Origin of the sequence: Arthrobacter sp. 2MCAF14 (assembly GCF_052115645.1) — a bacterium.
GTDB lineage: Bacteria > Actinomycetota > Actinomycetes > Actinomycetales > Micrococcaceae > Arthrobacter.
This window is the reverse complement of the sequence record NZ_JBFRHB010000068.1, coordinates 1-12857: the sequence shown is the minus strand read 5'-3', so window position 1 is coordinate 12857 and position 12857 is coordinate 1. Positions and strand designations below refer to the sequence as shown.

Here is a 12857-nt window from a genome sequence, read left to right as displayed (position 1 = left end):
CGGCCCACCTTGCGAGGTGGGCCGGCCGCCGTCGTTGTTTGTAAAGACGGGCTAGAAGCCTTCTGGCTGCCATTCACCGGTGACCAGGTAGGTCACCTTGCGGGCAACCGAGACGCCGTGGTCGGCGAAACGCTCGAAGTAGCGGCTGGCGAGGGCCACATCCACTGTGGTGGCGGCAGTCTCGGCCCAGGCGGGATCGGCGATCGCCCTGAAGACGCTCAGGTGCAGATCGTCCACCCGGATGTTGAGCTTGAGGATGTCCCGGGCAACTTCCAGGTCGCGTGACTCCAAGAGGAGGGTGACCTTCTGGACGATTTCGAGGTCGAGGCGGGCCATGTCCTTGAACGTTGCCGTCAGCTGCTCGGGGATGACCGTGGCCGGGTAGCGCAAACGGGCCAGCTGGGCCACGTGCCGGGCGAGGTCACCCATGCGCTCCAGGGATGCGCTCATCCGCAGGGAGCCGACAATCATCCGGAGATCGCTTGCCACGGGGCCCTGGAGGGCCAGGATGTCGATGGCCCGTTCGTCGAGGCCGTTCTGCAGGAAATCGATCCGGGCATCGGCAGCAATAACGTCCTGGGCAAGATCGACGTCGGCACCTTCGAATGCGGTGGTCGCGTTCTGGATCGCCTCAGTGACCAGCTTTGAGATCTCGATGAGGTCCTCACCGACCTGGATGAGCTCCTCCTGAAAAACCTTGCGCACGGTGGCGTCCTCTCCTTGGAAATCTCCTCCGCACCCTTCTGGCGGCGCGAAAATCATCACAGCTAACTACGGTCCAACTAGTAAGGGTGGCAGTGCTCAATGAACGATTGCGCACCTTTAGGTGAACGTTAGCTGAATCGGGGCGGTTTGGTGACCGTTCCATATTTTGCAGTGTTTTGAGCGCATAAGCTAGATCCGTGGATCCAGTGCTCATCGGTGTCATCGCAGGTCTAGTCGGCCTGTCGTGCGGCGTCTTTGGCGTGCTCGCGTTCAGGCTTAGTGAACGGCAGCGGAAGATCGTGGACCTGGACGTCACCGAGCCGCTGCTTCCGGAGGGAGCCGCGGAAGTGCTGTCCGTCGTCGGGCGCGCTTTCGTTGTGGTGGACGCGATCGACGGCGTGGTCCGGGCCAGTCCCGCGGCCTACGCGTACGGCCTCGTGAGGGGCCACACCGTGGTGCACAAGCAGTTGCTGGACATGACCGCAAAGGTCCGGCGCGACGGCGTGATCCTGGAAGAGACTTACGAGTTACCCCGCGGCCCACTGGGCAAGGGAACCATCGTGGTGCAGGTGCGGGCAGCCATGCTCGGGTGGGAATATATCGTCCTGCTGGCCGATGACCGCACCGAAATCACCCGCACCGAAGAGATCCGCAACGACTTCGTCGCGAACGTCTCGCATGAACTCAAGACGCCAGTGGGCGCCATCTCCCTGCTGGCGGAAGCGCTCGAGGCAAGCCCGGACGACGAAGAAGCCGTGCGTCGCTTCGCGAAGCGCATGCACAAGGAATCGACAAGGCTGGCCGCGCTGGTGCAGGACATCATTGAGCTGTCCCGGCTTCAGGGAGCCAATGTGGCACAGCAAGGGCACGCCGTGGACATCAATACGGTGATCTCCGAGGCCGTGGACCGCTCGCAGCTCCCGGCCGAGCTCAAGAACATCAAGATCGTCGTCGGGGGCCGAACGGAAACGATGGTCTTCGGCGACCAGGACCTGTTGGTGACCGCCTTGCGGAACCTGATCGACAACGCCATCCGCTATTCGCCGGAGAACACCCGTGTGGGAGTGGGGGTCCGCGCCAAAGAGGGCGTGGTTGCCATTTCCGTCACAGACCAGGGCGAGGGTCTCAGCCCCGAGGACCAGGAACGCATCTTCGAACGCTTCTACCGCGTGGATGCCGCGCGATCCCGGCAGACCGGGGGAACAGGCTTGGGCCTGAGTATCGTCAAGCACGTGGTGTCCAACCACGGCGGCGAGGTCACCGTCTGGTCCCAGCCCGGCCAAGGTTCTACTTTCACCATCCGCCTTCCGGAAATGGAAGGCCAGGAGGACGACGACGCCGGGGCGAAGCCCCGAAGCGTGATTCAATCGACGGGCGCTGTGCGCGCCCTAGAGCAAGGAGCTGGCGCTTGAGCAGGATTCTGATCGTGGAGGACGAAGAGTCGTTCAGCGACCCCCTGTCCTACCTATTGGGCAAGGAAGGCTTCGACGTCCAGGTTGTGGACAACGGGAGTGACGCCTTGGTGGAGTTCGACCGCAACGGGGCCGACCTGGTTCTGCTGGACCTGCAGCTTCCGGGGACTCCTGGCACTGAGGTTTGCCGGCAACTGCGCCAGCGTTCCAGCGTCCCGGTCATCATGCTGACGGCCAAGGACTCGGAAATCGACAAGGTAGTTGGACTGGAGCTTGGCGCGGACGACTACGTCACCAAGCCGTACTCCTCCAGGGAACTCGTCGCGCGCGTCCGTGCCGTGCTGCGCCGGCAAGGCGAGCCGGAGGAGCTCATCACATCCACCGTGCAGGCCGGCCCGGTGAGGATGGACATCGAGCGGCATGTGGTGAGCGTCAACGGCGAACAGGTATCGCTTCCACTGAAGGAGTTCGAACTCCTCGAGATGCTCCTTCGCAATTCGGGCCGTGTGCTCACCCGTGGGCAGTTGATCGACCGCGTCTGGGGTTCCGACTACGTGGGCGATACCAAGACCTTGGACGTCCACGTGAAGCGCTTGCGCAGCAAGATCGAGCCGGACCCCTCGGTTCCCCGCTACCTCGTGACGGTTCGGGGCCTGGGCTACAAGTTCGAGCCGTAGGAAGCTACAGCAAAAGGAAGGGCTCCCATTGGGAGCCCTTCCTTTTTGTCTTCGTGGATCCAGCGTGTTGCCGACCCGAGCGACGCTGGCCGCTGGCCGCCTAGTGGCCGGTGGCGCTCGCGCTCGGCGTCGGGGTCGCGCTGCTGCCCGGAGTCGCGCTGCTGCTCGGGGTGGCGGAACCGCTGACCGAGGGGCTCGGAGAAGCGGAAGCGGTGGGGAGGTACTTCGCGTATTCCTTCAAGGAAGCGTCCAGGACCGGGAACTGCACGGCGCGGGAATCGGAGCCGGTCTTGATGGTCACGGAAACCATGGAGCCAGGGGCTCCGCCGCTCGTGCTCAGAACCGCGGCGTCCGTGGTCTCGTTGAGGTAGGTCTGGGACTTGGCCTTGACCGGAATGGTCGCCTGTGACCCGCCGGCACCACTGATGGTCAGGGTTGCATCGCTCGAGGAGGTGTTGAACACGGCACCAATGACGCGTCCCGGCTTGTTGGCATCCGTGGAGACGATGAGCATGTTGCGCAGCTGAAGCGAACCGAGGTCTTCCCTGACGCCGTCAGACGGAGAGTACTGCTCGTTGGTCTGCTGGGGATTGATATAGCCACAGCCGGTCACGGACAAGAGACCGATGCTGATGGCGGCCGCCGCCATCGCCAGTTTGCCGCGCTGGACACGGTTCATCGCAGTAATGCGCACGACACGTACTCCTCTAAGAGTCATTGGAACACTTTTCAGCCATAGCCTATCGGCAAACTAGCAGGAACAAGGATTCCGATCACCATTGTGGCGGCCCTCCAGAAGGAGTAGGGTCATCCGGAACGCTGCGTCCAATGCACTTTTATGCCCTCCCGTCAAGAGGGTGCCGGAGGGTCGAAAAGGCCATTTTCCGCGTATTTACAGGGCTCAGGACCCCTTTCCGTGCCAATCGTATGCCTTAAGCGTGATAAACTGGTCTGCGGGAAAGGGGAAAGTCCACATGGTTTTTGAGGTCGGCGAGACAGTAGTTTACCCTCACCACGGTGCAGCAAAAATTGAAGAAATCAAGATGCGCACTATCAAGGGCGAAGAGAAAATGTATCTCAAGCTCAAGGTGGCTCAGGGTGATCTGACCATTGAAGTTCCAGCAGAAAACGTAGACCTTGTTGGGGTCCGCGACGTAGTGGGCAAGGAAGGCTTGGAGCACGTATTTGACGTTCTCCGTGCCGAGTTCACTGAAGAGCCCACCAACTGGTCCCGTCGCTACAAGGCAAACCTGGAGAAGCTTGCTTCCGGCGACGTCATCAAGGTTGCAGAGGTCGTCCGCGATCTTTGGCGCCGTGATCACGATCGCGGCCTTTCCGCAGGTGAAAAGCGAATGCTGGCCAAAGCCCGTCAGATTCTGATTTCAGAACTGGCACTGGCTGAGAAGACCGACGAAGAGAAGGCCGCAAGCGTTCTCGACGAAGTTCTGGCTTCCTAACAGAGATTCAAAGATTTGAGCCCCGGTAGCAACCTGCTGCCGGGGTTTCCTTTGCCCAAAAGCCCAACTGACCCCACCGCCCCCCTCGCCTCGCAAGCTCGGCCAGGGAACCCTGACGGCGTGGGCCCACGCAGCAGATGTCGTTCTGAGCGCCCAAAACGACACTTGCTGCCAGCTAGTTGGGCGGGTGGGCACCACGTAGGCTTGGGCGCATGACTACACCATCCCAGCGCGAGGCCACCGCCGTCGTCGTCGTTGCGGCAGGCTCCGGGGAGCGTCTTGGCTACGGCATGCCCAAGGCGAAAGTTCCGCTGGGCGGCGAAACGATCCTCACCCATGCCCTTCGCGGCGTCGCGGCGGCGGACGTTGCACGCCAGATCTGCGTTGCCGTCCCCGCAGGGGACCTGGAGCTGCGCGAGCTTTGCGAGGAATTCCGGCAAGAACTGGGCGTTGACGGTCCGCTGATCACAGTGGTCGACGGCGGAATTACCCGTGCCGCTTCGGTCCGCGCCGCCCTCGGGGCAGTCCTTGAGGGAACACGCGCAGTGCTGGTTCACGACGCCGCGCGTGCACTGACTCCCGAACGGGTCTTCCATCGCGTTGCCATGGCGCTCTTGTCGGGCGCCAAGGCGGTCATCCCCGCCATTCCGGTGGTGGATACCGTCAAGATGGTTGCGGAAACTGACGGGGACGACGCCGGAATCGCGCCGGAGATCGTCACCGGCACCGCCCCGCGCGAACAACTTCGTGCGGTGCAGACTCCGCAGGGATTCGACTTTGAGACTTTGTTGCGCGCCCACGCGGCGGCCGCGACGTTCGACGACGAGCAGTCGGCGGCAGTCACGGATGACGCCATGCTGGTCGAGCTCCTGGGCGTGCCGGTCCACGCGGTCCGGGGCGCCAGCCAGTCGCTGAAGATCACCACGCCTTTGGATCTCATCATTGCGGAGGGCCTGCTGGAGGGGCCGCTCGGAGTCCGCTGGGTGGAAGGCTGATGGCAGGCTCGGAGAAAGCGGCCATGATTCTGCCGCGCACGGGCATCGGGGTGGACGTGCACGCTTATGCACCTGACAACGATCCGCAGCCGCTCTGGCTCGGCGGGCTGTTTTGGGAGGGGGAGCGCGGACTTTCCGGGCACTCCGACGGCGATTGCGTTGCCCATGCGGCTGCTGACGCGCTCTTCTCCGCTTGCGGCATTGGTGATCTCGGTACGCATTTTGGCACCGACCGTCCCGAATTCGCTGGTGCGTCCGGGGTGAAGTTGCTGGGGGAGGCGGCCAGGATTGTCCGGGCTGCCGGCTTTGAGATCGGGAACGTGGCAGTGCAGTTCGTTGCCAACAGGCCAAAGTTCGGGCCCCGGCGTGAAGAGTCGCAGCGCGTCCTCAGCGCCGCCGCAGGAGCTTCCGTCAGCGTCACGGCAACCACCAGCGATGGCCTAGGTTTCACAGGGCGTGGCGAGGGCATCTCCGCCGTCGCCACTGCACTCGTCTACGCCGTGCCGGCGGCGCCCCAAAGCGATAGCGCCCAAATAGCGCCTAAACAGGGATAGATGGTGGGCAACGAAGCCAGAGGGTGCGCATCCGCTAATCTGGAGCGGTGACCCTGCGCTTTTACGACACTGCATCCGCCGAAGTCCGCGACTTCGTTCCCCTTGAAGCCGGCAAGGCCAGCGTCTACTACTGCGGTGCCACGGTGCAGGGAATGCCGCACGTGGGGCATGTCCGTTCCGCGATCGCCTTCGACCAGTTGACCCGTTGGCTTGAATACCGGGGCCTGCGTGTCACTGTTGTCCGCAACGTCACGGACATCGACGACAAGATCCTCGCCAAGTCGGCGCAGTCCTTCGGACCGGACTGGGCCGAGGAACCCACAGCCAAGGCCGAGGAAGAGTGGTGGGCCCTGGCCTACCGCTACGAGCAGGAATTCGAGCAGGCCTACGATGTCCTGGGCGTTTCCCGCCCCACCTATGAGCCTCGTGCCACCGGCCACATCCCGGAGATGCACGCCCTCATTCAAAGGCTCGTCGACCGCGGCCATGCCTACCCTGCGCTGGACGACTCCGGGGACGTCTACTTCGACGTCCGCTCCTGGAGCAAGTACGGCTCGCTGACCCGCCAGAACATCGACGACATGCAGGGAGCCGCCGACGTCGAGCCTCAATTCAGCAGCAGGAAGCGCGACCCGCGCGACTTCGCGCTGTGGAAGGGCTACAAGGACGGGGAGCCGACGACGGCGAGCTGGGTTTCGCCGTGGGGAACGGGCCGGCCGGGTTGGCATCTTGAATGCTCCGCCATGGCCACGAAGTACCTGGGCCAGCAGTTCGACATCCACGGCGGCGGATTGGACCTCCGCTTCCCGCACCACGAGAACGAGATGGCACAATCGCAGGCCGCGGGTGACGGATTCGCCAATTTCTGGCTGCACAACGGCATGGTCACGTATGAGGGCGAAAAGATGTCCAAATCCGTGGGCAATACAGTGAGCCCCTCGGAAATGCTCGAGCTCGCCAGTCCGCGGGTTGTCCGGTACTACCTTGGCCAGGCGCAGTACCGCTCCATCCTGGACTACCGGCCCACCTCGCTCCAGGAGGCTGCGGCGGCAGTAGAGCGGATCTACGGCTTTGTTGCGAAGGCTTCCAAGAAGTTCGGTGGCGACTTCGCCGCGCACCCTGAGTCGAGCCCCGTTCCGGATGCCTTTGCTGCTGCCATGGATGACGACCTCAACGTCCCGCAGGCCCTCGGCGCGCTGCATGAGACTGTCCGGGCGGGGAACACCGCTCTGGCGTCCGGAGACGACGCCGGGGCCGAGCAGGCGCTCCGGGCCGTGATGGCCATGACCACCGTGCTTGGATTGAACGACGTCCGCGGCGAAGTCCAGGAGAACTCCGAGACTGCCCAGGCCCTTGAGGTCCTCGTGGAAGCCCAGTTGCAGGCTCGCGCCGAGGCGCGGGTGAACAAGGATTGGGCGGCTTCCGACGCGATCCGCGACACTCTCGCGGCAGCCGGTATCGCCGTCGAGGATGGCGCCGATGGAGCCAGCTGGAGCCTCAAGAGGGATTGAGAAAGCGCCGTCGTCCCGATTTAAGTTGATTCAGTAGACTTGATTGCAGACGTACTCAACACAATCAAGGGTGGAATTCATGGCCAACAACGGTCGCCGGGCTGTCAAGAGCAAGAAGGGCCCCACCACCGGAACCGGTGGCCACGGTCGAAAGGCCCTCGAAGGCAGGGGTCCAACCCCCAAGGCTGAGGACCGCGAGTACCACAAGGCGTACAAGAGCAAGCAGCTTGCCGAGCGCTCCGCGGCCAAGCGCGCGGCCGGGGGTGCCAGCCGCTCCAACCCGGGCGCCCGCTCAGGCCCGAAGGGCCGCGCTACCGAGGAAGTCGTCACCGGACGCAACTCCGTGGTGGAGGCGCTTCGCGCCGGAATCCCCGCGAAGGCACTGCACGTTGCCATTCGGATCGAGATGGACGACCGCGTCAAGGAGTCCCTCAAGCTCGCTGCCGAACGTGGCATCCCGCTGCTGGAAACCGGTAAGCCCGAGCTGGACCGCATGACCGAAGACGCTGTCCACCAGGGCCTCGTACTGCAGATCCCGCCGTACGAATACCAGGATGCTTACGACCTCGCCGAAGAGACGGTCACCAAGTGGAAGAAGGGGTACATCCCCAACGCGCCCCTCTTCGTTGCGCTCGACGGCATCACCGACCCACGCAACCTGGGCGCCATCATCCGCTCCGTTTCCGCCTTCAGCGGGCACGGCGTGATTGTCCCGGAGCGCCGCTCCGTAGGCGTCACCGCTTCGGCTTGGAAGACCAGCGCCGGCGCGGCGGTCCGCGTTCCCGTGGCCCGCGCGGCAAACCTGAACAACGCGCTCAAGCAGTTCAAACAGATGGGCATCTTCGTGCTGGGCCTGGACGGCGACGGCGATGTCTCGCTGCCGGATCTCGCCCTGGCCACCGATCCCGTGTGCATTGTCGTGGGTTCCGAGGGCAAGGGCCTCAGCCGCCTGGTCCGCGAAAACTGCGACCAGATCATCTCCATCCCGATCGACTCCGCCATGGAATCGCTCAACGCCTCCATGGCCGTGGGCATCTCCCTGTACGAGGTCTCAAGGCAGCGCGCGGCCAAATAGCAAGAAGGTTGGCGGCACAGCCGACGCTCGCTCACTTATAGGGTGTTTCAGATGGACGCTCGCTCACTTATAGCGCCAAATACAGTAACGCTCGCTCACTTCTTTTGGTGAGCGAGCGTTACTGTTCCCTTTAGATATCGGAGTTAGAAGTCGCGGCGGTTCGCCAGGACCGGGAGCTTGACCCGCGCTTCCTTGACGACGGCGGCGTCCAGCTCCGCGAACAAGAGGCCGGGTTCGGCGTCGAGCTCTTCCAGCACGTTCCCCAAGGGAGACACGACGACCGAGTGCCCCACTCCGGTGGGCGCTGCACCCTTAGGTTCACGGCCTTGGCTCGCGGGATCGCCTTGGCCGCATGCCAGCACGAAGGTCGTGGTGTCGATCGCCCGGGCACGCGCGAGCAGCTTCCACTGCTCCGCCTTCCCAGGCCCGGCACCCCAGGAAGCGGACACGATATTCACATCGGCGCCGCGGTCGGCATTGGCGGTGAAGAGGGCCGGGAATCGAATGTCGTAGCAGGTGGCCAGGCCAAAGGTGAGACCACCGGCGACGAACGTCACCGGATCGGTGCCGGCGTCGACGGTATCCGATTCCGCAAAGCCGAAGGCGTCGAAGAGGTGGATCTTGTCGTAGCTGGTGTCCACCCCGGGCCCGGTGGCGATCAGCGTGTTCCGGACTTTGCCGTTGCTGCTGCCGTCGGAGGCCAGCCCGGGGGTGAACATTCCGGCCACGATCACGATTCCAAGATCCTGGGCGATCTTCCGCACTTGGCTGGCCCATGGCCCGTCCAGGGGCTCAGCGATGTGGAGCAGGGAATTCCCGAACGCCCGCATGGTCGCTTCCGGGAATACCACGAGCTCGGCGCCGCCCTCTTTTGCCCGGCGGGCGTAGCCTTCCAACAGGAGCAGGTTGTCTGCCAGCTCGCGGCCGCTGATGAGTTGAGCAAGGGCGATTCGCACAATTACCTCCACATTGGTGTATAGCCAAAGTATGCAACGACCGCGCCGAGGATACGAACCCAGCCGCGGGCAGCGGGCGTATTCGGCGCAATCGACACAATCCGCTCAAACGACAGGTTTCACGAAAAGCGCAACAAGCCGAATGGTTCGACGTTTCAGCAGGTGAGCGGCTTGTTTGCGTTCACAGGGGCCGCCGGCCTGGTTCAGACCGCCGGGCATGGGCACTGTCATATGGGCCGCGGGCGGGGGAGAATTGGCGTCGGAGACTAAACTCTCAAGTAATGGTTATGCCGATTTTTGACACAGCATCTACAGTGGACGCCTCGCGGCCGTCGCCGCTCGGGCTGAGTGTTCCCTTGCCCGGGAAATCCGACCGCGACACCCCTTCTCCGGACCGGGTCAACGTCGCTGTATGGGCCCCCGGACTTGCTCGAGTCGAAATCGCTTACAAGGCCCCGGGCGACTCATGGAAAGTCCATGCGCTGCCCAAACTTGAGGACGGCGTGCACCACGGGATTGTGGACGGGCTGCCGCTCGGCACGCGGTACGGCTTCCGCGCAGCAGCCCACGAGGACGCGCTTCCACTGTCCGTTCCTGCCCCGGACTTTGACGCCGACGACGCCGAGCAGCTGTTGCTCGATCCCTACGGTCGGGCGGTGCACCAGCGGGGAGAACTGCTGACTTCCGTGCGGATGGACTCGGCTTTTGATTGGGGCGACGACCGTCCGATGCGCACGCTGTGGCGCGACACCATTGTCTACGAGGCTCACGTCCGCGGGCAAAGCATGCTGCATCCGGATATCCCGGAGCACCTTCGCGGCACCTACGCGGGCATGGCCCATCCCGCCATGATCGAGCACTTCCATTCATTGGGAGTGACGGCTGTTCAATTGCTTCCCATCCACTTCCACATCGACGAGCAGCACCTGCAGTACTTGGGCCTCACCAACTATTGGGGCTACAACACCGCAGCCTTCTTCGCCCCCCATTCGGACTACGCTACACAAGCCGCCCAGCAGGCCGGCCCGCACGCCGTCCAGGACGAATTCAAGGGCATGGTGAAGCTCCTGCATGCGGCGGGGATCGAAGTGATACTCGATGTCGTCTACAACCACACGGCGGAAGGCGGGCCTGACGGCGACACCGTCAGTTTCAGGGGTCTGGGCGAGCAGCGGTACTACCGTCATGATGCCCACGGCCGTTACCTCGATACGACGGGCTGCGGCAACACCCTCAATTTTGCCGAACCGAAGGTAGTGGATCTGGCGATTGAATCGCTGCGCTATTGGGCGGAAGAATTCCACATCGATGGCTTCCGCTTCGACCTTGCCGTGACCCTATGCCGCAATGCTGGCAACGAGTTCGATCCCGAGCACCCTTTCCTGAAGCGCATCACGGAAGATCCCGTGATCTCCAAGACCAAGCTCATTTCCGAACCGTGGGATGTGGGCTACGGCGGCTGGCAGACCGGACGGTTCCCCAAGGGCTGGGTGGACTGGAACGATCACTTCCGCGACGGCGTGCGCCGCTTCTGGCTCTCTGACCGGGGCGCCGCCGACGCCGGGATGTCCGGCGGCAACGTTGGGGTCCTGGCGGACGCTTTGACTGGCTCCGCCCGCGTCTTTGAACCTTCGGGGCGCTCGAGGCTCGCCTCCCTCAACTTCATCACCGCCCACGACGGTTTCACGCTTGCCGACCTCGTGTCCTACGACCGCAAGCACAACGAAGCCAACGGCGAACAAAACCGCGACGGCCACGGCGACAACCGTAGTTACAACCACGGATTCGAAGGGCGAACGGAGAACGAGAGGATTCTCGCGGCCCGTGCCCTTTCCAAACGGAACCTCATGACTACGTTGATGATCTCCATCGGCGTGCCCATGATTACTGCCGGGGATGAGCTCGGGCGCACACAGCAGGGAAACAACAATGCCTATTGCCAGGACAACCCCCTGACATGGATCGACTGGACCCAGACACCCGAATCGCATGACATGCTCCGGAGCACCAAACGGGTGATCCGGCTCCGCAAGGAGTTCCTGCAGGCCCAGGACGAAGGTTTCCCGGACAAGGGAACGGGCCTGGAATGGTTTGATGAGGAGGGCCAGCCGATGACGGCGGCCCGGTGGCACGATCCCTCCCTGCGTGTTGTGCAACTCTTGGTGAGCTCGGAGGGCGGTGCCTACCGCGGCTTGCTCGTGATCAACGGGAACAAGGATGACCAGAAGGTCGTCTTGCCCAAATTGGTCGCCGAATCCGGGGCCGGCAGCCGGATGTTCGAACTAAGGCTGACAACGTCCGAGCTCAATGACCGCAGGCAAGGAGCGCTAGTCGCGGCAGGCGAACGGGAAGTCGTCCAAGGCAACACCATCAACATCTACCGCACCTAGGAACCATGAAAATCTATTCGGCAGACACGTGGACACTGGAAGAACTACAGGAACAAGTGTCCGACGCCGGCCGCCGCACCGTGATGGTGCCGCCGGCAGCAAACAAGGAGGGCGTCCTGGAAGTGTTCGGCCAGGTGCTCGATTTCCCCGAGTACGACGGGGTGGACCTGGATGCGCTCAACGATTCACTCCACGATTTCGCAGACAGTGTGTCCGAGGACGACCAATCACCCGTCACCCTGATTTGGCAGGTCCCGGCGGCCTACCGGACGGACCGGTCCTTCGGGTTGGTTTGCGAGATCCTCCAGGACGCCGAGTTCTACTCCGGGCGGGACCTCGCTGTGATAGCGGTCTTCCAGCAGTAGCTCGACTGGCTGGGCGGGCGATGCCCACCCAGCCAGTTTGCCGCTACGCGTTGACGATCAGCCCCAGTTCGGCCTTCGAAGCCAAAGAGGGGTGCTTCGGGAAGACCCGGACGGTGTAGCCGAACGATCCGGAGCGGTTGATCAGGATGGACCCGGTGAACAGGTGGCGCCCGTTGCCGAGGTCCTCGAACGAGCTCAGTTCGGCCACGGTGATGTCCTCCAACTCATCGCTTTCTTCAGCCCGCCCGTAGGCCACCTCGACGCTGACGTCGTCCGGTGTCAGGGTGTGCAGGGCGATGTAGGCGTTGACCTGGAGGGTGTCGCCGATCTGGGGTTCTTCGGAGACGCCGATGGAATCGACGTGTTCCACGATCAGCTGCGGCCAGGCGGTGCGGACCTTGGTGGTCCAGGCCGCCAGCTCCTTCGCTTCCTTGAAGGAGCCAGCCACGGCACGCCGTCCTGACTCCGCCGCCGGGCGGTAGAGGGTGTTGACGTAGTCGTGCAGCATCCGGTCTGCCGAGACGGCCGGGCCGAGGTGGGCCAGGGTGTGCTTGATCATGGACACCCAATGCGTCGGCACGGCTTCCGGGCCGGACTGCGAAGGACCTGCCGCGCCGGCGTCCGCGGAGACCGTGGAGCCGTAGAAGCGTGGGGCCACCTGGGTCTCCAGGAGCTCGTAGAGCGCGGCGGCTTCGATGTCATCGCGTTCGGTCGGTGACGCGTCGTTGTTCGCGGTCGGGATCGCCCAGCCGTTCTCGCC

Annotated in this window: 12 protein-coding genes and 1 pseudogene; 9 read left to right on the top strand and 4 right to left on the bottom strand. The window is 63.4% G+C overall.

Annotated features, from left to right (window positions below; translation table 11 throughout):
- Positions 1–51 precede the first annotated feature (51 nt).
- Positions 52–705, bottom strand: a complete 654-nt coding sequence (gene phoU / locus AB4074_RS24035) for a phosphate signaling complex protein PhoU (RefSeq protein ID WP_078106623.1) — start codon at positions 703–705, stop codon at positions 52–54.
- Positions 706–911: 206 nt separating this feature from the next.
- Here phoU and AB4074_RS24030 point away from each other — a divergent pair, with 206 nt between their 5' ends.
- A complete protein-coding gene (locus tag AB4074_RS24030; RefSeq protein WP_437773955.1) occupies positions 912–2117 on the top strand; it encodes a sensor histidine kinase in 1206 nt (401 codons plus the stop codon).
- The gene (locus AB4074_RS24025) at positions 2114–2794 is read left to right on the top strand and encodes a response regulator transcription factor (protein ID WP_059388662.1); all 681 of its coding nucleotides are present in this window, start codon (positions 2114–2116) and stop codon (positions 2792–2794) included. Before AB4074_RS24030 ends, AB4074_RS24025 begins: the two co-directional genes overlap by 4 nt.
- A 100-nt stretch (positions 2795–2894) precedes the next feature.
- Here the strand turns inward: AB4074_RS24025 and AB4074_RS24020 are convergent, their stop codons facing one another.
- Positions 2895–3473, bottom strand: coding sequence for a hypothetical protein (locus tag AB4074_RS24020; protein WP_441415633.1), 579 nt, complete (start codon positions 3471–3473; stop codon positions 2895–2897).
- Between the two features lie 295 nt (positions 3474–3768).
- Between AB4074_RS24020 and AB4074_RS24015 the strand changes: the two genes are divergently transcribed.
- From AB4074_RS24015 to rlmB, 5 genes are all read left to right on the top strand, one after another.
- Complete coding sequence (locus tag AB4074_RS24015; RefSeq protein ID WP_011690592.1) at positions 3769–4251, top strand: CarD family transcriptional regulator; 483 nt, start codon at positions 3769–3771, stop codon at positions 4249–4251.
- Positions 4252–4463: 212 nt separating this feature from the next.
- Positions 4464–5246, top strand: a complete 783-nt coding sequence (gene ispD, locus AB4074_RS24010; protein WP_441415631.1) for a 2-C-methyl-D-erythritol 4-phosphate cytidylyltransferase — start codon at positions 4464–4466, stop codon at positions 5244–5246.
- 23 nt (positions 5247–5269) lie between these two features.
- The gene (ispF, locus tag AB4074_RS24005) at positions 5270–5800 is read left to right on the top strand and encodes a 2-C-methyl-D-erythritol 2,4-cyclodiphosphate synthase (RefSeq protein ID WP_441415632.1); all 531 of its coding nucleotides are present in this window, start codon (positions 5270–5272) and stop codon (positions 5798–5800) included.
- Positions 5801–5847: 47 nt separating this feature from the next.
- Entirely contained in the window at positions 5848–7311 is a 1464-nt protein-coding gene (gene cysS / locus AB4074_RS24000; protein WP_441415630.1) for a cysteine--tRNA ligase, read from the top strand.
- 79 nt (positions 7312–7390) lie between these two features.
- Entirely contained in the window at positions 7391–8386 is a 996-nt protein-coding gene (gene rlmB / locus AB4074_RS23995; RefSeq protein WP_441415629.1) for a 23S rRNA (guanosine(2251)-2'-O)-methyltransferase RlmB, read from the top strand.
- Between the two features lie 143 nt (positions 8387–8529).
- On the opposite strand, the gene AB4074_RS23990 is transcribed toward rlmB, so the two are convergent.
- Positions 8530–9342: a carbon-nitrogen hydrolase family protein gene (locus AB4074_RS23990; protein ID WP_441415628.1), complete on the bottom strand. Its 813-nt coding sequence runs from the start codon at positions 9340–9342 to the stop codon at positions 8530–8532.
- A 281-nt stretch (positions 9343–9623) separates the two neighbouring features.
- Here AB4074_RS23990 and glgX point away from each other — a divergent pair, with 281 nt between their 5' ends.
- Both glgX and AB4074_RS23980 read left to right on the top strand, forming a co-directional pair.
- Positions 9624–11732 (top strand): glycogen debranching protein GlgX, encoded by a 2109-nt coding sequence (glgX, locus tag AB4074_RS23985; RefSeq protein WP_441415627.1) that lies wholly within the window; start codon positions 9624–9626, stop codon positions 11730–11732.
- A 5-nt stretch (positions 11733–11737) separates the two neighbouring features.
- Positions 11738–12097 (top strand): barstar family protein, encoded by a 360-nt coding sequence (locus AB4074_RS23980; protein WP_441415626.1) that lies wholly within the window; start codon positions 11738–11740, stop codon positions 12095–12097.
- Between the two features lie 43 nt (positions 12098–12140).
- Here AB4074_RS23980 and AB4074_RS23975 read toward each other — a convergent pair.
- Positions 12141–12857, bottom strand: a pseudogene (locus tag AB4074_RS23975) (DUF3417 domain-containing protein); the annotation flags it as partial.

Excerpts from the sequence above, each read along its gene's own strand:
- glgX (WP_441415627.1), top strand. The coding sequence starts at position 9,624 with ATGGTTATGCCGATTTTTGACACAGCATCTACAGTGGACGCCTCGCGG.
- ispF (WP_441415632.1), top strand. The coding sequence starts at position 5,270 with ATGATTCTGCCGCGCACGGGCATCGGGGTGGACGTGCACGCTTATGCA.
- AB4074_RS24020 (WP_441415633.1), bottom strand. The coding sequence starts at position 3,473 with ATGAACCGTGTCCAGCGCGGCAAACTGGCGATGGCGGCGGCCGCCATC.
- rlmB (WP_441415629.1), top strand. The coding sequence starts at position 7,391 with ATGGCCAACAACGGTCGCCGGGCTGTCAAGAGCAAGAAGGGCCCCACC.
- ispD (WP_441415631.1), top strand. The coding sequence starts at position 4,464 with ATGACTACACCATCCCAGCGCGAGGCCACCGCCGTCGTCGTCGTTGCG.
- AB4074_RS24015 (WP_011690592.1), top strand. The coding sequence starts at position 3,769 with ATGGTTTTTGAGGTCGGCGAGACAGTAGTTTACCCTCACCACGGTGCA.
- AB4074_RS23980 (WP_441415626.1), top strand. The coding sequence starts at position 11,738 with ATGAAAATCTATTCGGCAGACACGTGGACACTGGAAGAACTACAGGAA.